General features: G+C 74.8%; 16 protein-coding genes. 10 read left to right on the forward strand and 6 right to left on the reverse strand.

Annotation, left to right across the window (positions count from 1 at the left end):
* Nucleotides 1–347 precede the first annotated feature (347 nt).
* The gene (locus ACFCY1_RS35675; protein WP_049656983.1) at nt 348–539 is read right to left on the reverse strand and encodes a hypothetical protein; all 192 of its coding nucleotides are present in this window, start codon (nt 537–539) and stop codon (nt 348–350) included.
* 260 nt (nt 540–799) lie between these two features.
* On the opposite strand from ACFCY1_RS35675, the gene ACFCY1_RS35680 reads away from it, so the two are divergent.
* Nucleotides 800–1,285: a cysteine/serine endopeptidase inhibitor gene (locus ACFCY1_RS35680; RefSeq protein WP_049656984.1), complete on the forward strand. Its 486-nt coding sequence runs from the start codon at nt 800–802 to the stop codon at nt 1,283–1,285.
* A gap of 97 nt (nt 1,286–1,382) precedes the next feature.
* On the opposite strand, the gene ACFCY1_RS35685 is transcribed toward ACFCY1_RS35680, so the two are convergent.
* Nucleotides 1,383–2,291, reverse strand: coding sequence for a LysR family transcriptional regulator (locus ACFCY1_RS35685; protein ID WP_375877245.1), 909 nt, complete (start codon nt 2,289–2,291; stop codon nt 1,383–1,385).
* Nucleotides 2,292–2,417: 126 nt separating this feature from the next.
* Here ACFCY1_RS35685 and ACFCY1_RS35690 point away from each other — a divergent pair, with 126 nt between their 5' ends.
* The 3 genes from ACFCY1_RS35690 to ACFCY1_RS35700 all read left to right on the forward strand — a co-directional run bounded on the left by ACFCY1_RS35690 (nt 2,418) and on the right by ACFCY1_RS35700 (nt 5,027).
* Nucleotides 2,418–3,428 carry an FAD-dependent oxidoreductase gene (locus ACFCY1_RS35690; protein WP_375877246.1) on the forward strand — a complete coding sequence of 337 codons (1,011 nt, stop codon included), beginning with the start codon at nt 2,418–2,420 and terminating at the stop codon, nt 3,426–3,428.
* 227 nt (nt 3,429–3,655) lie between these two features.
* Entirely contained in the window at nt 3,656–3,976 is a 321-nt protein-coding gene (locus tag ACFCY1_RS35695) for a hypothetical protein (RefSeq protein WP_117486900.1), read from the forward strand.
* Between the two features lie 121 nt (nt 3,977–4,097).
* On the forward strand, nt 4,098–5,027 hold the full coding sequence (locus ACFCY1_RS35700) for an aegerolysin family protein (RefSeq protein WP_074005251.1): 930 nt from the start codon (nt 4,098–4,100) through the stop codon (nt 5,025–5,027).
* A 129-nt stretch (nt 5,028–5,156) separates the two neighbouring features.
* Here ACFCY1_RS35700 and ACFCY1_RS35705 read toward each other — a convergent pair whose 3' ends face one another.
* Nucleotides 5,157–7,844, reverse strand: a complete 2,688-nt coding sequence (locus tag ACFCY1_RS35705) for a LuxR C-terminal-related transcriptional regulator (protein WP_375877247.1) — start codon at nt 7,842–7,844, stop codon at nt 5,157–5,159.
* A 501-nt stretch (nt 7,845–8,345) separates the two neighbouring features.
* Here ACFCY1_RS35705 and ACFCY1_RS35710 point away from each other — a divergent pair.
* The 6 genes from ACFCY1_RS35710 to ACFCY1_RS35735 all read left to right on the forward strand — a co-directional run bounded on the left by ACFCY1_RS35710 (nt 8,346) and on the right by ACFCY1_RS35735 (nt 13,354).
* Nucleotides 8,346–8,843 carry a flavoprotein gene (locus ACFCY1_RS35710; protein ID WP_181970499.1) on the forward strand — a complete coding sequence of 166 codons (498 nt, stop codon included), beginning with the start codon at nt 8,346–8,348 and terminating at the stop codon, nt 8,841–8,843.
* Between the two features lie 107 nt (nt 8,844–8,950).
* Nucleotides 8,951–10,339, forward strand: a complete 1,389-nt coding sequence (locus tag ACFCY1_RS35715) for an NAD(P)/FAD-dependent oxidoreductase (RefSeq protein WP_375877248.1) — start codon at nt 8,951–8,953, stop codon at nt 10,337–10,339.
* 266 nt (nt 10,340–10,605) lie between these two features.
* Complete coding sequence (locus tag ACFCY1_RS35720; protein WP_375877249.1) at nt 10,606–11,568, forward strand: DUF6528 family protein; 963 nt, start codon at nt 10,606–10,608, stop codon at nt 11,566–11,568.
* A gap of 371 nt (nt 11,569–11,939) precedes the next feature.
* Nucleotides 11,940–12,137, forward strand: a complete 198-nt coding sequence (locus ACFCY1_RS35725) for a hypothetical protein (RefSeq protein WP_049657510.1) — start codon at nt 11,940–11,942, stop codon at nt 12,135–12,137.
* Nucleotides 12,134–12,712 (forward strand): thioesterase family protein, encoded by a 579-nt coding sequence (locus tag ACFCY1_RS35730; protein ID WP_074005255.1) that lies wholly within the window; start codon nt 12,134–12,136, stop codon nt 12,710–12,712. Before ACFCY1_RS35725 ends, ACFCY1_RS35730 begins: the two co-directional genes overlap by 4 nt.
* A 246-nt stretch (nt 12,713–12,958) precedes the next feature.
* On the forward strand, nt 12,959–13,354 hold the full coding sequence (locus ACFCY1_RS35735) for a DUF2267 domain-containing protein (RefSeq protein ID WP_049660531.1): 396 nt from the start codon (nt 12,959–12,961) through the stop codon (nt 13,352–13,354).
* A 60-nt stretch (nt 13,355–13,414) separates the two neighbouring features.
* Here ACFCY1_RS35735 and manA read toward each other — a convergent pair whose 3' ends face one another.
* From manA to ACFCY1_RS35750, 3 genes are all read right to left on the reverse strand, one after another.
* Nucleotides 13,415–14,623 carry a mannose-6-phosphate isomerase, class I gene (manA, locus tag ACFCY1_RS35740; RefSeq protein WP_375877250.1) on the reverse strand — a complete coding sequence of 403 codons (1,209 nt, stop codon included), beginning with the start codon at nt 14,621–14,623 and terminating at the stop codon, nt 13,415–13,417.
* Between the two features lie 20 nt (nt 14,624–14,643).
* Nucleotides 14,644–15,576, reverse strand: a complete 933-nt coding sequence (locus ACFCY1_RS35745) for an ROK family protein (RefSeq protein WP_375877251.1) — start codon at nt 15,574–15,576, stop codon at nt 14,644–14,646.
* Between the two features lie 65 nt (nt 15,577–15,641).
* A complete protein-coding gene (locus ACFCY1_RS35750; protein WP_375877252.1) occupies nt 15,642–18,689 on the reverse strand; it encodes an alpha-mannosidase in 3,048 nt (1,015 codons plus the stop codon).
* Nucleotides 18,690–18,708: the final 19 nt, after the last annotated feature.

Below are 18,708 nucleotides of genomic sequence, written 5' to 3' on the forward strand. Positions count from 1 at the left end.
CGGGGCGGACGACGGTGGCCATCGGCCCTCCTTCCTGGTCGCTGCGGATGGGCTCGGGCCTCATCGTGCTGAACCGCCCGGGCCCCTGTCAATCGTCATCTTGGCTGGTGGGAAAGGGCGTTGCCGCTTCGTTGCGGCGGCTTGCGGCCGTTTGCCGGGTGTTGCGGCGGATGACGGGGGGATGGCGGGCGCACTGCGGGCGGGGGTTCGGGCTTGTGGCCCGGGGGCGGGGTTACTAATTTTCGGAGCGGAAGTAATCCGGGCCGGCGCGGGTGGTTCCCGCCTCGGGGCCGACGCCTGCCCGGATGTCGGTGCGGCTGTGACGTTCGGTGACGGCGGTGCGGTCCTTACTGCCCGAGCAGGCGGGCGAAGTCCAGCCCGAGACTGGCGAGGACGGGCAGCGCGCCGAGGTCGGTCACGCCGGCGACCGGGATGCTGTAGCCCTGGTTCACCTCGCGCGGTGCGGCGCCGGCGGTGACGGGGGCGGTGGTCGGGAGCAGGACGCTGCCGAGGAGCAGGGCGACGAGCGAGGTGCGCATCTGAGGGGGCCTCCGGGGGCTCGGGTGACGGCCTGTCAACACCCTCCGTGGCAAGGCGGTCACGCATCTTCGCCCCTTCGGCCGCATTGGTAAAGATTCTTGCCTTGTGTTCATGCCAACATCGCGGAGGTCTGGACCACCTTGCGGTCAGGCGCATACGTTTCCTCAACAAAGGCGTTCGGTCGGTGAACTTCCGTACGAATGTGCCGACTTCTGCCTGTCATGCTCATGACCTTCACGGCAATCGAAGGGAACGAACCATGCGCGCCATCGGCAAGAACCTCAGGATCCTCGCGGGCGCCCCGCTCGCCGCGGCCGCCCTGATCGCCCTCACGGCCGGCTCCGCCAGCGCGGCGATACCGATCAACCAGCCCATGACCGGCAAGGCCACCTACTACACCGACGCCGGCTACGGCGCCTGCGGCACCCAGATCAACGCCTCCACCCAGATGCTGGTCGCCGTCTCGCACACCTGGTGGACCACCGCCAACCCGAACAACGACCCGGTCTGCAAGGGCATCTCGGTCAAGGTGACCTACCAGGGCAAGACCGTCACCGTCCCGGTGAAGGACCAGTGTCCCTCCTGCGACTCCACCCACATCGACCTCAGCCAGCCCGCCTTCGCCAAGCTGGCCCCGCTGGACAAGGGCGTCATCACCGGCCTGAGCTGGCAGTTCGTCAAGACCGGCCTCAAGGGCGAGACCGTCGAGCTCTCCGCCCCGGTCACCGGCTCCACCATCGGCTGAGCCGGCCCCGACGCCGGCCCCGACGGCCGTGCCCGCCCCCGCGGCATGACGGGGGCGGGCACGGTCTCTCCGCGTCCGGTCGTCCTCCCGCGTCCGGTCAGGCGCCCGCGGACCCCGCGAGCCGCGGGGCCATCGCCAGCAGCAGCTGGACGGCCGGGGGAGCCGTCCGCGGATCGTGGGCCAGCCCCAGGGTGACGGTCGGCACCGGGGCCGTCAGCCGGCGCAGGCAGACGCCGGGGATCCGGAACACCCGGGCCCGGCCCTCGGGGATGGGCGCGATGCCGTACCCCGCCGCCACCGCGAGCAGGAGCTGCTCGTCGTCCGGCTCCTCCCGCACGATCCGCGGCGACCGGCCCGGCCACAGCTGCCCGGTGATCAGCGCGTGCATCCCGGGCCCGTTCTGGCGCGGCCAGAGCACCACCGGCTCGTCCGCGATCCGGTGCCGGCCGATCCGGGCCCGGGTGCGGGCGAGCGGATGGCCGGCCGGCACGGCGAGCAGCAGCTCCTCCTCGGCGACGATCCGGCAGTCGAGCCCGGGGACGTCCAGCGGCGGCCGGACGAACGCCGCGTCCAGCCGCCCGGCGAGCAGCTCGGCGACGTTGTGCGAGGTCCAACCGGTCTGCAGGGCGACGTCCAGCCGCGGGTAGCGGTTGCGGAACTCCGTCACCAGGGCGTCGCAGACCCCGCCCCGGGCGGAGCGGGTGTACGCCACCCGCAGCCGCCCCTCCCGCCCCTGGACCACCGCCGCGACCCGCTCCTCGGCCGCCGCCACCTCCCGCAGCACCCGCCGGGCCTCCTCGGCGACCGCGCGCCCGACCGGGGTCAGCGCGCAACCCTTGGTGGTGCGCTCGACCAGCTCCACGCCCAGCTGCCGCTCCAGCGCCCTGACCTGCTGGCTCAGTGCCGGCTGCGCCACGTGCAGCCGGCGGGCGGCCCGGGTGAAGTTCAACTCCTCCGCCAGCACCGAGAAGTAGCGCATGCGCCGCAGATCCATCCGCAGATCCATCCGGCGATGATAAGGGCGGCTTATCGCTCCCGGACAGAACCGGTCTTGGACGGCTTCCGGCGCGAGCCGCTTTCCTGGTGAGGGCCGCCGGCACCCGGCGGGCGGCCTTCGAGGGAGGGGTTCGCGATGGACGGCACGACGGACGGCACGACGGACGGTGCGACGGGCGGCACGGTGGACGGCGTGATGGACGTCGTCGTGGTCGGGAGCGGGATCATCGGGCTCACCACGGCGATACGCCTGCAGGAGAAGGGACTTCGGGTCGTCGTGGTGACGGCCGACGGGCTGCTGTCGACGACCTCGGCGGTGGCCGCCGCCGTCTGGTTCCCGGTCGCCACCGGCACCGGCGGCCGGGTGGCGGACTGGTCCGCGACGGCCTTCGCGGAGTTCGCCCGCCAGGCCGAGGAGGGCGTGCCCGGTGTCTCGATGCGCAGCACCCGCATGCTGGAGCACGAGCGGCAGTCGGTAGGCCAGCCCTGGTGGGGCGACGCCGTCCCCGACCTGCGCCGGCTGACGGCCGCCGAACGCGGGGCGGACTGCGCGGACGGCTGGTCGTTCACCGCGCCCGCCGTCGAGATGCCGCTCTACCTGCCGTGGCTGCTCGGCCGGTTCGTCGACAACGGCGGCGGGATCGTCCACCGCCGCCTCGACACCCTCGACCAGGCCCGCGCCTGGGCGCCCGTGGTCGTCAACGCCACCGGGATCGGCGCCCGGCAGCTCTGCGACGACCCGGCCGTGCACCCGATCCGGGGCCAGCTCGTCCTCGTCCGCAACCCCGGCCTGCCCACCTCGACCCGGATCCAGGACGACCCGGCCGGCTACACGTACATCCACCCCCGCAGCACCGACGTCGTCCTCGGCGGCACCTTCGAGCCGGACGACTGGAACACCGTCGCCGATCCGGCCACCGCCGAGGCGATCCTCGCCCGCTGCACGGCCCGGATCCCCGCACTGCGCGAGGCCCGCGTCCTCGGCCACGTCGTCGGCCTGCGGCCCGCCCGCCACGGCGGTCCCTGCCTCGAGGCGGAGCCGGACGGCCGGACCGTCCACAACTACGGCCACGGGGGCGCCGGCGTCACGCTCAGCTGGGGCTGCGCCGACGCCGCGGCCGAACTGGCGGCCGCTGCGGCGAGTTGACCCCGTCACGGGTGCGTACCGGCCCCCGAGCGCGCCGTCGCGGCGCCGCTCGGGGGCCTTCGGCCGGACGCCCGCCGTGCCAAGTTCGCGGTTTTCCACGATGCCCGAGCGTGGTGGTCGGATGCCAGTCTGTGACTGCCACCGCACCCCGCAGCCGGGTCGGGGCGGGACCGATCGGCCCCGGGTGACCGGCTGTTCACGTGGAACGCCCAGAAGGGATACTTGTCATGAACAGGCGAATCGGAGCGGCCTCGCTCAGCGCGGCTCTCGCGGCCGCGGTTCTCGTCGGCGGTACCGCCCAGGCCTACGCCGCCGCGGCCTCCCCCGCCCCGGCGCACGCCGCGCCGGCGCCCGTCGCGGCGCCCGCCGTCCAGGAAGGCGCGTCGGCGCAGGCGCTCGACATCTGGCACTGGGTCGGCCGGTACAACTCCCAGTTCGCCGCCGAGGCCGCGTACTGGGTGCTGTACGGCCTCGGGAGCGCCATCGCGATGAGGATCGAGAAGATCTGGGACAACGGCGTGGAGACCTGGGAGCTCTACATCCAGTGAGTCTCCACAGCCAGTGAGTCACCCGGCGCCGGCACCCAGCCGCGGCGCCCCCCTCCGGACGGGACCAAGGCGAGCGTGACGCGTGTCCGCTCGTCCAGCCGAGAAGAGAGTTGGTAGACCCATGCAGCGTACGACCTCCATGACCGGTCTGGGCCGCACGGCCGCGGGCGCCCTCACCGCCGTGCTGATGGCGGCCGGAGCGGTCGCCCTCGCCCCGTCCGCGCAGGCCGCGGCCGGGCAGGACGGGCCGCAGGCCTCGGCGGCGCAGCGCCCGGCCGCCGAGAGCGCGGCGGCGAACGTGCCGCTGGTCGCCGCGGACCGTTCCACGAAGGTCACGCTCTCCAACGGCAGCGGGTCCGGCCTGACCAAGACGTGGGACAAGCTCGACCACGGCTGCTGGACGAACGACATGCTGCCGTCCGACTACATCCCCAACACGAAGTCCTCCAGCTGGCAGAGCGAGTCCTGCGGGTTCGCGACCGGGACCGAGGGCAACATCACCTACACGCTCGACAACGGCGGCGAGGTCAAGCTGCACTGGAACAACCCGTACTGGGGCAGCAACGACTACAGCTGCTCCGTCCCGGACGGGTACACCTGTTCCCGGAGCGGCGGCAGCGGGGACAACACCGCGGTCACCTTCAGCATCGGGCGCAGCCGGGCCAAGGCCGCCGCCGCGGAGATGCCCAGCCTCACCAGCGCCTCCCGGAGCACGAGCATCAACCTGACCAACAACTCGGGGAAGCTGCTCACCCGCTCCGGCGCGAGCCTGCAGTGGGGGATCTGGTCCGACAACATGATGCCGCCGTCGATGGTCCAGCCCGGTGTCACCGCGAAGTGGGCGAGCGAGTCCGAGGGCGTGATGACCGGCACCGAGGGTGAGGTCAGCTTCAACGTGGCCGGGGAGCAGAACCAGGTCAAGGTGCACTGGAACAACCCGTACTGGGGCAGCAACGGCTACAGCTGCGACGCGCCGGCCGGGTACAAGTGCACCTGGCAGGGCGGCAGTGGCGACAACGCCGCGGTCTCCTTCACCCTGTCGAAGTCCTGACGCCGACGTCCTGACGCCGAGTCCTGACGCGGGATCCGGTGCCGGGGCCCTGATCACGCCGGGCCGGGTCGAACCGGCCGCCCCCCGCCCGGGTGCATCCGCACCCGGGCGGGGGCGCGTCCGCGGCCGCTACCGGTCCAGCGCCGCCACCAGCTGGGTGCGCCGGGCGATCCGCAGCTTCCGGTAGGCGTTGGTGAGGTGGGTCTCCACGGTGCGGCGGGTGAGGCAGAGCGCGGAGGAGATCTGGGCGTTGGTGTGCCCCGCCGCCGCCAGTTCGGCCACGCGCCGTTCGGCGGGGCTCAGGGCGTGCCCGCCGTCCCGGTTCCGCACCCCGCCCTCGCGCAGCGCCTCCTCCGCCGCGCCGAGGAGACGGCCGACCGGGGCCGGTCCGCCGGTCTCCGGGGCGGGCCCGGCCAGCCGCAGGGCCACGGCGTGCGCCTCGCGCAGCGTGTCGCGGCCCTTGCGGCCGCTGCCCGCCTCGATGTGGGCCCGGCCGAGGTCGATCAGCACCTCCGCGAGTTCCACGGGCGCGGCGGCCGGCCTGAGCAGTTCGGCGCCCTCGGTCAGCGAGCACAGGGCCAGCCGGCCGCCCACGGCAGCGGCGTACGCCCGCAGCGCCCGGCCGACGGTGCGCGGGGTGCCCCAGGTCCGGGCGTGGCGCAGTTCCTCCTCGGCGAGTTCGCGGGCTTCGTCCCGCCGTCCGAGCCGTACCAGGGCGAGCGCCGCTCCGGAGCGCCACGGCGTGGCGACCGGGCTGACGAAGTCGTGGGCGAGCTGGCCGGCTCCGCAGACCAGGTAGTCGTCGAGGGCGGCCTGCCAGTCGCCGTCCGCGGCGTGCAACAGGGCCCGGGTGTAGCTGAGTTCGTTCCACTCCCAGGAGCTGTCGCTGCCGGACGGACCGACCAGGGCCACGGCCTCCCAGGCCGCGGAGCGCCGGCCGGTCTCGCGCCGGGCGGTCGCCACCATGGCGGCGAGGTGCGGCAGTCGGACGCCCTGTCCGGCGGTCGCCTCCACCAGGGGGGCGTTCTCGGCGATGACGCGGTCGAACTCCCCCGCCCAGAGCGCTGCTTCGGCCCGGACGCTGAGCAGGCACTGCAGGCCCACGTCGGTCAGGTCCGGGGGGACGGGCGGGGCGGGCAGGCACTGGCCGGTCAACTCCCGTGCCTCGTCCAGGCGGTCCGCCCACTGGAGCAGGGTGGCCGCGCTGCCGAGCCAGGCGGTCCGCAGCCGCGGGTCCACCGGTGCGGCCAGCCGCGGCCGGACCCGGTCGAGCACCTCGGCCGCCGAGCAGAGGCCGGCCCCGGCCTCGTACTCGGTGATCAGTCCGCACACCAGGGGCTCGATGGCGGGGGGCGCGGTCGGGGCGAGCGCGCGCAGGCCGGCGACGGCGCCGCGCCAGGCGTCGTTGTCGTGCGAGGAGACGAGCGCGCCGAGGGTCCCCAGCACCTGGACGAGTTCGTTGTCGTCGGCGCCGCGACCGGCCCGGCGGAGGACCTCCAGCGCGGTGTCGGGATCCCGGCGCGCGACGTGGGCCGCGCAGAGGGCGGTGGCCGCGGTGGCCCGGTCCCGGAGGTCGGTGTGCAGTTCCAGTCCGGTGCGGAGCCGGCGGATGCCGGCGGTCGCGTTGTGCGGGAGCTCCAGGGCGCCGAGGCGCATGGTGAGGGCGGCCCGGCGGTCCGGATCGAGCGGGCCGCTCAGGGCGTGGCGCAGGTACGCGGCGGACTCCGCGACGTGACCGGCGCGCATCGCCTCCTCGGCGGCCTCGGACAGCGAGCGGGCCATCCACGCCTCGCCGGGCCGTTCGACCCGCAGCAGCCGGGAGGCCACGGCGGTCGCGGGCGCGCCGCTCTCGTCGAGCAGTTCCGCGACGCGGGTGTGCAGTGCGGCGATCTCCTCCGGCGCGGCGACGGCGAGGACGGCCTCCCGCGCGAGGGGGTGGTCCAGCAGCCTGCTGATGCGGCGCGCCGACCGTTCGCCCGGGGAGCGCGTGGCGGTGCAGAGGTCGGAGAGCTGGTGGAGCAGGCCGGGGCCGACGGGCATCCCGCCCTCGGCGGCGACGGCGAGGGCGAGGCAGGCGTGGCGTACGCAGGGGTCGGCCCGTCCCAGCCAGCGGGCGATCGTGTCGCGGAAGCGGCTGCGCGACGGGGAGGCCGACGGGCGGGGGAGCGCCCCGTCGGCGAAGTCGGCGACGAGCGCCCGCACCAGGGCCGGGTTGCCGATGCCCGCCTCGACGCAGGCCACGGTGGAGCCCTGGTCGAGGCCGGCGTCCCGGGCGAGGCGGATGACGGCGGGGACGCTGAGCGCGGGGAGGGCGACGGCCGTGCCGGTGGCGGGCGGGAAGGGGGCCGGACCGGACGGGTCGGCGCGCTCGGTGAGCACCAGCAGGACGGGGATCTCGGCGATGCGGCGGGCGAGGTAGCCGAGCCAGCGCCGGGACGGCTCGTCGGCGTGGTGGAGGTCGTCCACCGCGAGCAGGACCGGCCGCTCGGCGGCGGACCGGGTCAGCCTGGTCACCAGCCCGTGGAACAGCCGCTGTTCGTCCGCTCCGGCCGCGACCGAGAAGGGCACGGCCTCGTCGTCCGCGAAGAGCTGGCGGACGAGCCCGAACGGGAACGCCGTCTCCTCCGGTACGCCGCGGGCGCGTCCGACGCGGACGGCGTCACCGTCGGCCTGCTGCCGGACGATCGCCTCCAGCGCGGCGGTCCGTCCCATGCCGGACACCGGTGCCGAGAGCAGGACCCAGCGTCCGCTGCCCGTCCGCGCCGCCGCCGCGGCCGCCGAGGCCGTGCCCAGCACCTCGTCGCGCTCCAAGAGCATGTGCTCCCCATCCTGTCGGTCCTGTTCGGCCGGTCCGGCGCGTGGTACCGGTCCGGGCCGTCCCCAGCGGTCCGGACAGGGGTTTCCGCGGTCGTCGGAGCCGTATTCCGCAGGAACATCGTGAACGATCTCTTTCCGGTTCGATCTTCACCCACGGGTGGTGCGAGGCGGCCGGTCGAAACGGAAAACGGCGTGATCATGCTCATGGCGAAGCTTGATCCCGACGCTACCGCCGGGTTTCCCGCAGGGCGTCCTGCCTGCGACGACGGCCGCACCCGGCCGCCCGGCCCGTCGGGCGGGGTCCCGGAGCGGAGCGGCGGGCGGGCGGCCGTGCCCACTCGGTTCGTCGGCGTACTGGTGGGGCCCGGCCAGGTTGTTCGAATACCGCTCGATTCCGTCGGGCGTCGACCGGGCGGGTGGAGCGGGCCACGGGGGCGGCTTACTGTTCGGGGGTCCGCAGGCGGGTCGAGAGCGGGCAGTCCGAGAGTGGGGAGGCTGAGGGTGTCCGAGGCGAGGAAGCCGGTGCTGTACGTCGTGGTGTGCGCGGCGGGGGTCGCGGGCGGGGTGGGGGAGCTCATCTCGGCCGCGCAGGAGCAGAACTGGGACGTGGGGGTGGTGGCGACGCCCCAGGCCATGGGGTTCATCGACGCCGAGGCGATCGAGGCGCGGACCGGGTACCCGATCCGCTCCGCCTGGCGGAAGCCGGGGGAGCCCCGGCCGCTGCCGGACCCGGACGCCCTCGTCGTGTCCCCCGCCACCTTCAACACGCTCAACAAGTGGGCCCTGGGCATCTCGGACACCCTGGCGCTGGGGATCCTCTGCGAGTCGTACGGCTGGGGAGTCCCGGTCGCCGTCCAGCCCTGCCTGAGCGCGGCGCAGGCGGCGCATCCGGCCTATGCGGACAGCCTGGCGAGGCTGCGGCGGATGGGGGTGCGGATCGCGGACTTCACGCCGGGCTCGTACGACTGGACGCGGGCCCTGGAGCTGCTGCGGGACTGACAGGGTGGCTGATCGGGCCCGGTGATCCTTGCAGTGTGGGGGGTGGCCCGGGCCGAACCCGCGGAGGTAGCGTCCGGGCAGGTCAGCGAGGGTACGGGAGGTTTCCGGTGGCGGCGGTCAACGGCGAGGTGTCGTTCTGGTACGCGGCGGACGGGGTGCCGGAGCCGGGCCCCGGCCTGCCCGGGGACCGGGACGTCGACGTGTGCGTGGTCGGCGGCGGGTACACCGGGCTCTGGACGGCCTACTACCTGAAGAAGGCCGACCCCGGCCTCCGGATCGCCGTCCTCGAACGGCGGTTCTGCGGCTACGGCGCCTCCGGGCGCAACGGCGGCTGGCTGTACAACGGCTTCGCGGGGCGTGGAGCCTTCGCCAGGCGGTACGGGCGGGAGCGCGCGGCCGCGATGCAGCGGGCGATGGACGAGGCGGTCGGGGAGGTCGTCGGCGTTGCCGGGGCCGAGCGGATCGACGCGGACATCGTGCGCGGCGGCGTCCTCGAAGTCGCCCGCAGCAAGCCGCAGTTGGAGCGCCTGCGGGCCCACGTCGAGGCCGAGCGGGCCTACGGCGAGGGCCGGGTCGAGCTGCTCGGCGCCAAGGAGGCGGCCGAGCGGATCAACGTCGCCGGCACCCTCGGTGGCTGCTGGACGGCGCACGGCGCCCGCATCCAGCCCGCCCGGCTCGCCCGCGGACTCGCCCGAACCGTCCGCGAGTTGGGCGTCGAGGTGTACGAGGGGACGGCGGTCACCGCGATCCTGCCCGGCAGCGGCTACCGCAAGCCCCGCGCCGTCACCCCGTACGGCACCGTCACCGCCGACCACGTGCTGCGCGCCACCGAGGGGTTCACCGCCGGGCTGCGCGGCGAGAAGCGCACCTGGCTGCCGATGAACTCCGCGATGGTCGCCACCGAGCCGCTGCCCGCGGAGTTCTGGGCGGAGGCCGGCTGGGAGGGCCGCGAGGTGCTGGGCGACTTCGCGCACGCCTACATGTACGCGCAGCGCACCGCCGACGACCGGATCGCGCTCGGCGGGCGGGGCGTGCCCTACCGGTTCGGCTCGCGGACGGACTCGGACGGCAGCACCCAGGTGGAGACGGTGCGCCAGCTCCGGGCCGTCCTCGACCGGTTCTTCCCGGCCGCCGCGCAGGCCCGGATCGACCACGCCTGGGCGGGCGTGCTCGGCGTCCCCCGGGACTGGTGCGCCACCGTGGAGCTGGACCGGGTGAGCGGGCTCGGCTGGGCCAGCGGGTACGTCGGCAGCGGGGTGACCACCACCAACCTGGCCGGCCGCACCCTGCGGGACCTGGTGCTCGGCCGGGACACCGAGCTGACCCGGCTGCCCTGGGTGGGCCACACCGTGCGGCGCTGGGAGCCGGAGCCGCTGCGCTGGCTCGGGGTGCACGCGATGTACGCCGCGTACCACGCCGCCGACCGGCAGGAGGCGGCCGGCCGGGCCACCACCTCGCCGATCGCCCGGGCCGCGGACCTGGTCGCCGGGCGCTGAGCCTCCGGGGCCGGGCCTCCGGGCGCCGGGCCTCGGACCTTCGGGAAACCGGGTGTTGAACGGGTGCGGGCGGCGCCGGGTTGACGGTCCGGCGGCGTGCCGACCCGGTGCGACGGCCGCCGGTGCGGTCGTCCCGCCAGGATGTCCGGATGACAGTGAACGAGGCGGACCCGCCGCCGGCGCCGCACGATCCACGGCCGTCGCTTCGATCGTCCGTTCGGACGTGCCGCCGAGCGGAGTCGGCCCGCAGCACCCACGGTGAAGGCGTGCTGAGGAGAACACTGCCGGCCCTCGCGGTCGCCCTGCTGCTCTGCGCGCCGACGAGCGGCGCGTGGGCCAGGTCGCCGGGCCGGCAGGTGGCGGTCGTGGACCAGGCCTCGCGCAGCGTGCTGGTGTTGCAGAGCGCCGAGGAGCTGATGGCCTACCGCGGCCCGGGCCGACTGCCCGTCGTGTGGGGCTGGAGTGCCGACCGCGCACCGGAGTTGACGGATCTGGCGCCCGCGCGCAGCTGGACCAACCCGGACGAGGCCAAGTCCCGGATCCGGCAGGGGCGGCGCTTCCTGCTGACCACCGCCTCCGGCGGGCTGGCCGCCGTCGTGGAGACCACCACCGGCCGCGTCCACTGGGCGACGGACCTCGGGACGGCCGTCAACCCGCACAGCATCGAGCTGCTGCCGGACGGCAACGTGGCCGTGGCGGCGAGCGCGGGCGGCTGGGTGCGGCTGTACGCGGCCTCGCAGGGCCCGCGGGCCGCGGCGTACGCGGATTTCCCGCTGCCCGGCGCGCACGGGGTGCACTGGGACGGGCGGACCGGCCTGCTCTGGGTGCTCGGCGACACGGCGCTGACCGCGCTGCGGGTCGGCGGCACCTCGGCCGCGCCCGCCCTCACCGTCGTGCGGAGCAGCCCGCTGCCCGACCGCGGCGGGCACGACCTGGCGCCCGTCCTGGCGGATCCCGGGCGGTTCTGGGTGGCCACGCTGACCGGCCTGTGGCGCTTCGACCCGGCCACCGACCGCTTCACCGCCGTGCACCTGGCCGATCCGGCCGCCGAGCGGGACCTCAAGAGCGTCGGCGACGAACCCGGCACCGGCCGGCTGCTCACGGTGGCGCCCGAACACGAGGCGCCGTGCGACTGGTGCACCTCGGTGATCACCCTGCACCGGCCGGAGGGGACGCGGTCGTTGCGGGGCTCGCACCTGTACAAGGCGAGGTGGTGGAGCGTCTGGTAGCAGATTTCGTTCCCCGAGGAGTCGATCCGGGGCCGCGCGTCGTGGATACCACTCGAATTGCGGACGGCATTCGACTGATGGGGCATATTGTGTACACCGACAAACTACTCCGATGGAGGTCAGTTTTCCGTCGCGGTCGGCAAACCATCCGTCGACCCCCGTCGGCTGGGATAGCGTCGTGGGGTCGGGGGGTCGACACCGATCCGGTGCATTCGAACGCTAGCTACTGGGCCGTAATGGCCGAATGAGTCATGGAGAAAATCATGCGGAATTTCCCTGCGGAAAACCGGCCAGACGGAGTCGACGACCTTCAACTCGCGATGGAATCACTGGCCGCCTTCCCGTCCCGGAACGCAGGGAGCGGGGCGGATGTGACCGAGCGGCTCGCGGCCGTCCACGATCTGTGCCGCGCGGTCGACGCGGTGCTGGACAGCCTGGTCGTCCAGGCCGCCGCCGAGGCGGCCGAGGAGGGTTGGACCGCGGCCCGGATGGCGGCCGAACACTCCGGCTACTACGCCAGGTTGCAGCGCGCGCTGCTCCCCGCCGGTGCCGGGCTGACCCGGCAGTGAGCGCGGTGCTGCCGGGCGTGCACGTGCTGTCCTGCCCCACCCGGTGGAGCGACGTCGACGAGAACGGGCACATCAACAACGCCCGTCTGGTCGGCTACATCCAGGAGGGGATTTACGACCTGTTCTGCCACCACGAAACCGCCGTCCGGGAGTCGCTGTTCCCGTCCGGGTTCATTATCGCCAGGCACGAGATCGACTACCTGGAGCAGTTGCACCACCGGCCCGAGCCGCTCTCGGTGGTGCTCACCGTGGAACGGCTCGGACGGAGTTCCGCCCAGGTCGAGGTGAATGTCTGCCGGGACCGGCTCACCTTTATGCGGGCGCGGACCGTGGTGGTCGCCCGGGACCGCGAATCCGGCCGCTCGCGGGCGCTGAGCCCGGCGGAACGGATCTTTCTCTCGGCGTTTATGCCGGACCCGGCCCGGGCCCAGGCGGTCCTGGCGGCCACCACGGTGACCGCGGCGGCAGCGGTGAGCGCGGCGCCCCCGGCGCAGCGCGTGGCGGCCGGCCCGGTCACCGGCGGGCTGCTGCCGTCCCGGCGGCCGCGCAGGCGGTGCCACGCCTCGGCGCGGTGAACGGCGCGGTGGGCGGTGGGGTGCGGTGCGGTGAACAGCCCGGTGGACCGCAGGACGGACCGTTGCCCCGGGGCGGTGGCGTGATCGACGGCGGCGGCCGGTTCCGAAGGCGCCGGGGCGAGTTACGCTGAGCAGCACGGGCACCGGTACGTCCCACGGCGGTCACGGACCGCGATCCCCGTCCTGGCCCAGGGCGAGCGCGCCGCCGTCGGTCCGGCCGAGCCCGCCGACCGGAAGGAGGACGCGATGACCATCTCCTGGGAGGACTTCCTCGCCCGCGTCGTGGAGCGCGGCGAGTACCGGGGCGCGGCCGAGGCGGACCACGCCACCCGGGTCGTGCTGGCCCTGCTCGGCGAGCACCTGGTGGGGTCCGAGCGGGGCGAACTCGCCGACGCGCTGCCCGAGACCTACGCCTCGCTGCTGCGCGACGCCCAGCCCGCGGCCGAACCGCTGACCGCCGAGCGCTTCGTACAGGCCGTGGTGGGGTGGATCGACGGGGCGACCCCGGCGACGGCGCAGTGGGACATCGGGGCCGTGCTCAGCGCCGTCGCCGACCTCGTCCCCGGCGAGCTGCTGGACCAGGTGATCGAGCAACTCCCGGACGGCTACGACCTGCTGTTCGGCCACCCGGCACCGGCCTGAGTCCGCGGCCGGTGCCTGCCGTCTGGGCCCGCCGCCCGCGGCCTCGGCCGGTCGGCGCGGCTACCCCGTGGTGGCCCGGAACAGCTCCGCGCCCGGGCCGGTCAGTCCGACCGGCCCGGCGCCCGGGCGCAGGTAGGCCGACGCGCCCGCCGGAAGCGGGAGTTCGGAGCCGTCGGGGGCCCGCAGCAGGGCCCGCCCGGAGACGCAGAGCAGGATCTGCGGGGCGGGGCGGTCGACCCGGACGGCGGCGGCGCCGGGGCGCAGCCGGGAGAGCCTGAACTCCTCGGCCGGCGACGGGTACTCCTCCTCGAAGCCGTCGCCGGTCGGGCGCGGGGCGAGCGGCTCGACCTCCCGGGGCCGGAAGTCCGTGACCGCCAGCAGGCCGTCCACGTCGACGTGCTTGGGCGTGAGGCCGCAGCGCAGCACGTTGTCCGAGTTGGCCATCAACTCCACGCCCACGCCCCGCAGGTAGGCGTGCGGCACCCCGGCGTCCAGGTACAGCGCCTGCCCGGCGGTGAGCCGGACGTGGTGGAGCAGCAGGGCGGCGAGCAGCCCCCGGTCGCCGGGGTACTCCTCGGCGAGGCGGGCGTACGCGGCGCTGCTCGCGCCGTACGGCCCGCCGGCGGCCGCCGTGCGGCGCAGGGCGCCCGTGACGGCGGCGAGTTCGGAGCCGTCGGCGTTCAGGCCGGAGCGCAGCAGCTCGGGCAGCACGGCCTCGGCGGGCCGGGTGCGCAGGGCGGCGGCCCAGGGGGCGAGCACGCCGAGCGCGTCCAGCAGCCGGGCGGTGTCGGCGGCCGGGCGGAAGCCGCACAGCGCCTCGAAGTCACCGAGCGCGCAGAGGAGTTCGGGTTTGTGCCCGCGGTCCTTGTACACCCGCTCCGGCGCGTCCAGCGGGATGCCCCGGGCCTGTTCCGCCGCGTACCCGGCCTCGGCCTGGGCGCGGGTGGGGTGGACCTGGAGGGAGAGCGCCCGGTCGGCGGCCAGCACCTTGAACAGGAACGGCAGCGCCGGGCCGAACCGCCGGACGGTGTCCGCTCCGAGCAGGCCGTCCGGGTCGGCGTCGATCAGCCGGTCCAGCGGCCGCGGGCCGCTGCCGTCTCCGCCGTCGCCGGACCCGCACAGCAGGGACGGCGCCGACGGGTGGGCGCCCAGCCAGAGTTCGGCCTGCGGGGTGCCGTCGGGCGCGGCGCCGGTGAGCGCGGGGATGGCGGTGGGCGAACCCCAGGCGTAGCGGCGGACGGGGTTCTTCAGGAGGGCGAACGGCGGCATGCGGGCGGCTCCGGGGAGACTCAGCGGCAGAGCGCGGCCGCGCCGATCAGCCCGGCGTCGGTGCCGAGCTCGGCGCGGCGCACGTCCAGGCCGCGGATGTACGAGAGGGCGGCGTAGCGGTCCAGGTGGCGGGCGAGCGGGGCGAACAGCACGTCCCCAGCCTCGGCCACGCCGCCGCCGACGACGACCCGGGAGAGGTCCACCAGGGCGGCCGTGGCGGCGATCCCGGCGGCCAGTGCCCGGGCGGCGCGGTCGAAGGAGGCGAGCGCGACCGGGTCGCCCGAGGCGGCGGAGGCGGCGACGGCGCGGGCCGTCCGGTCGCCGTCCTCGGGCCGCCAGCCCTCGGCGAGCGCCCGGCGGGCGATCGCGGTGCCGCTGGCGAGGCCCTCCAGGCAGCCGCGGGAGCCGCACGGGCAGGGCTCGCCGTCCAGGTCGACGGTGATGTGGCCGAGGTGGCCGGCGTTGCCGCTGGGGCCGGGGCGCACCGCGCCGTCGAGCACCAGTCCGGCGCCGACGCCGGTCGACACCACCAGGCAGAGCGCGTTGTCGGCGCCCCGGGCCGCGCCCTGCCAGTGCTCGGCGGCGGCCATCGCGACGCCGTCCCCGGCGAGGTGGACGGGCAGCGTGCGCTCTGCCACCGCGGGGTGCGCGGCGACCGCGGCGACCAGCGGGAAGTCCCGCCAGCCGGGGATGTTGACCGGGCTGACGGTGCCGCCCGCGAGGTCGACGGGGCCGGCGCTGCCGATCCCGACGGCCGTCACGGCGGCCCAGTCGGCCGTCCCGGCGAGCCGCTCCAGCACCTGGTGCACCACGGCGAGCACGGCCGCGCCGGGCTCGGTGGCGGGGGTGGGCAGCTGGAGCCGGTGCCGCAGCCGTCCGTCGGCGTCGACCAGCGCCCCGGCGATCTTGGTGCCGCCGATGTCGAGGGCGGCGAACAGCGGGGTGAACGGCACGGTGGGCTCCAGGAAGTAGGGGGCGGCGCCCCGGCCGCGGGGACCGGGGCGCCGAACAGCGTAGATCAGCCCCGGCGGGCGGCGCTGAGCCGCAGGGTGACCAGCTCGAACGGGCGCAGCGCGAGGCGCACCGCGCCGTCCTCGACCGCCACCTCGCCGCGGGTGCCGTCCCAGGGCCGCTCCAGCAGGTCGCAGGGGACGGCGCCGGCCAGCGGGTAGGAGGTGGTCAGCCGGCCCCGGGCGCGGCCGCCGCCGGCCTCGTAGACCCGGACGATCAGGTCCCCGCTGCGGTCGTCGGCGAGCTTGACGGCGCTCACCACCAGGGCGTCGTTGTCCAGCTCCACCAGCGGGGCGACCCGCTCGGCGCTGCCGGTGACCGTCCGCTCGGGCAGGCCGATCCGGTAGCCCTCGCGGACCGCGTCGCCGATCGCCGCGCCCGGCACCAGGGCGTGCCGGAAGCGGTGCAGGCCCTGGTCGGTCTCCGGGTCGGGGAAGCGCGGGGCGCGCAGCAGCGAGAAGCGGACCGTGGTGGTCGTCCCGCCGTCGTCGGGGCGCACGGTGCGGGTGACGTCGTGGCCGTAGGTGGAGGCGGTGACCAGGGCGACGCCCCAGCCGGGCTCGTCGAGGTGGACGAAGCGGTGGTTGCAGGCCTCGAACTTGGCCGCGTCCCAGCTGGTGTTGGTGTGGGTGGGCCGGTAGAGGTGGCCGAACTGGGTCTCGGCGGCGTAGCGCTCGGTGTGGACGTCCAGCGGGAACGCGGCCTTGAGGAACTTCTCGGTCTCGTGCCAGTCGACCTCGGTGTCGATGTCCACCCGCTGCTCGCCGGCCGGCAGGGTGAGGGTCTGGACGACGGTGGAGGAGCCGAAGGAGCGGGCGATCCGCACCGAGGCCCCGGCGGGGGAGGACGCGGCGGTGAGCGAGTCCACGCCGGTCAGGTCGGTGACGGTGTTGCGGTAGAACTGGTCGACGTCCCAGGCGTCCCACATGTTGGGGAAGTCGGGGTGCAGTTGGAGCAGGTTGGCCCGGCTGCCGGGGGCGACGGTCTCCCGGCCGGTCGCGGTCTCGACCACCGAGGCGATCAGGCCGTCCGCGTCCACGACGACCTCCAGCAGGCCGTTGCGCAGCGTGACGCCGCCCCCGGGGTGCTCGACCGCCTCGCAGGTGCCGTCCGGCAGGCCGACCGCGGCGGCCCCGCCGGCCGGCACCGTCGAGCGGCCGTGCGGCGCCGAGTTGAACACCAGCTCCCGCCCGCCGGCGGCCGTCCCGGCCAGCGCCTGCTGGGCCGCGCCGATCAGCGCCTCCAGCTCCCCGGCCAGCGCCGCGTACGTCGCCTCGGCCTCGCGGTGCACCCAGGCGATGGACGAGCCGGGCAGGATGTCGTGGAACTGGTGCAGCAGCACCGTCTTCCAGATCCGGTCCAACTGCTCGTACGGGTACTCCGCGCCGGTGCGCAACGCGGCGGTGGCGCACCAGAGTTCGGCCTCGCGCAGCAGGTTCTCGCTGCGCCGGTTGCCCTGCTTGGTCTTCGCCTGGCTGGTCAGGGTGGCGCGGTGCAGCTCCAGGTAGAGCTCGCCGACCCAGACTGGCGGGTTCGGGTACTCGGCCTCGGCCTTGGCGAAGAACTCGGCGGGCTTCTCCCAGTGGACGGTGGCCGAGCCCTCCAGGTCCTTCATCCGGGCCGCCTTGGCGACCATCTCGCGGGTGGTGCCGCCGCCGCCGTCGCCCCAGCCGGTCGGGGCGAGCGAGTGCCGGGCGACGCCCTTGTCCTTGAAGTTCTTCGCCGCGTGGGCGATCTCGCTGCCCTTCATCGAGCAGTTGTAGGTGTCCACGGGCGGGAAGTGGGTGAAGATCCTGGTCCCGTCGATGCCCTCCCAGAGGAAGGTGTGGTGCGGGAACTTGTTGATCTGGCTCCACGAGATCTTCTGCGTCAGCAGCCACTTGGAACCGGCGTTGCGGATGATCTGGGGCAGGCCGCCGGTGAAGCCGAAGGTGTCCGGCAGCCAGGCCTCGTGGTTCTCCACCCCGAACTCGTCCAGGAAGAACCGCTTGCCGTGCACGAACTGCCGGGCCATCGCCTCCGAGCTCGGCATGTTGGTGTCGGACTCCACCCACATGCCGCCGGCCGGGACGAACCGGCCCTCGGCGACGGCCTTGCGGACCCTGGCGTACACCTCGGGGCGGTGCTCCTTGATCCAGGCGAACTGCTGGGCCTGGGACATGGTGTAGAGGAAGTCCGGCTCGTCCTCCAGCAGCGCCGTCATGTTGGCGGTGGTGCGGGCCACCTTGCGGACGGTCTCGCGCAGCGGCCACAGCCAGGCCGAGTCGATGTGCGCGTGGCCGATCGCGCTGATCCGGTGCGCGGACGGCACGGCGGGCGCGGCCAGCACACCGGCCAGCTCCGAACGGGCCGCCGCCGCCGTGCCGTTGACGTCCTGGAGGTCGACGGCGTCGAGCGCCCGCTCGACCGCGCGCAGGATGTCCCAGCGGCGGGCGCCCTCCACCGGCAGCTCGGCCATCAGCTCGCCGAGCACCTCCAGGTCCAGCACCAGCTGCCAGACCGTCTCGTCGAAGACCGCCAGGTCCATCCGGGTCAGCTTGTACTGCGGCTGGTCGCCGGCCGTCTCCTTGTCGCCCAACTCGGTGGGCAGGAAGGGGTGGTAGTCCAGGATGACCGGGTTGGAGGCGGCCTCGACGTGCAGCAGCACCTGCTCGCCGCCGGCCGCCGGGGCGGCGATCCGCACCCACTGGTTCTGCGGGTTGAGGCCCTTCACCGGGGAGCCGTCCGGGCGGTAGACCAGGCCCTCGCACTGGAAGCCGGGCATGTTGGCGTCGAAGCCGAGGTCGATCAGCGCCTCGACGGTGCGCCCGGCCCACTCCTGCGGGACGGTGCCGGTCACGGTGATCCAGCTGGTGCCCCAGGGCGCTCCCCAGGCGTCGCCGACCGCGATCGGGGTGCGCGGGGCGGCCAGGCCCTCGGCGACCGGGACGGGCTCGCCGGGAGCCGTCCAGATGCCGACCTCCAGCGGGACGGACTCGGGGTAGACGGCCGGGCGGATGCGCTCGTCCAGGACGCGCTTGAGGCGGGACTCGACCAGGGTGCGGTCATCGTGCATGTCAGCGGGCTCCGTTGCG

The organism is Kitasatospora sp. NPDC056273, assembly GCF_042268845.1.
GTDB lineage: Bacteria > Actinomycetota > Actinomycetes > Streptomycetales > Streptomycetaceae > Kitasatospora.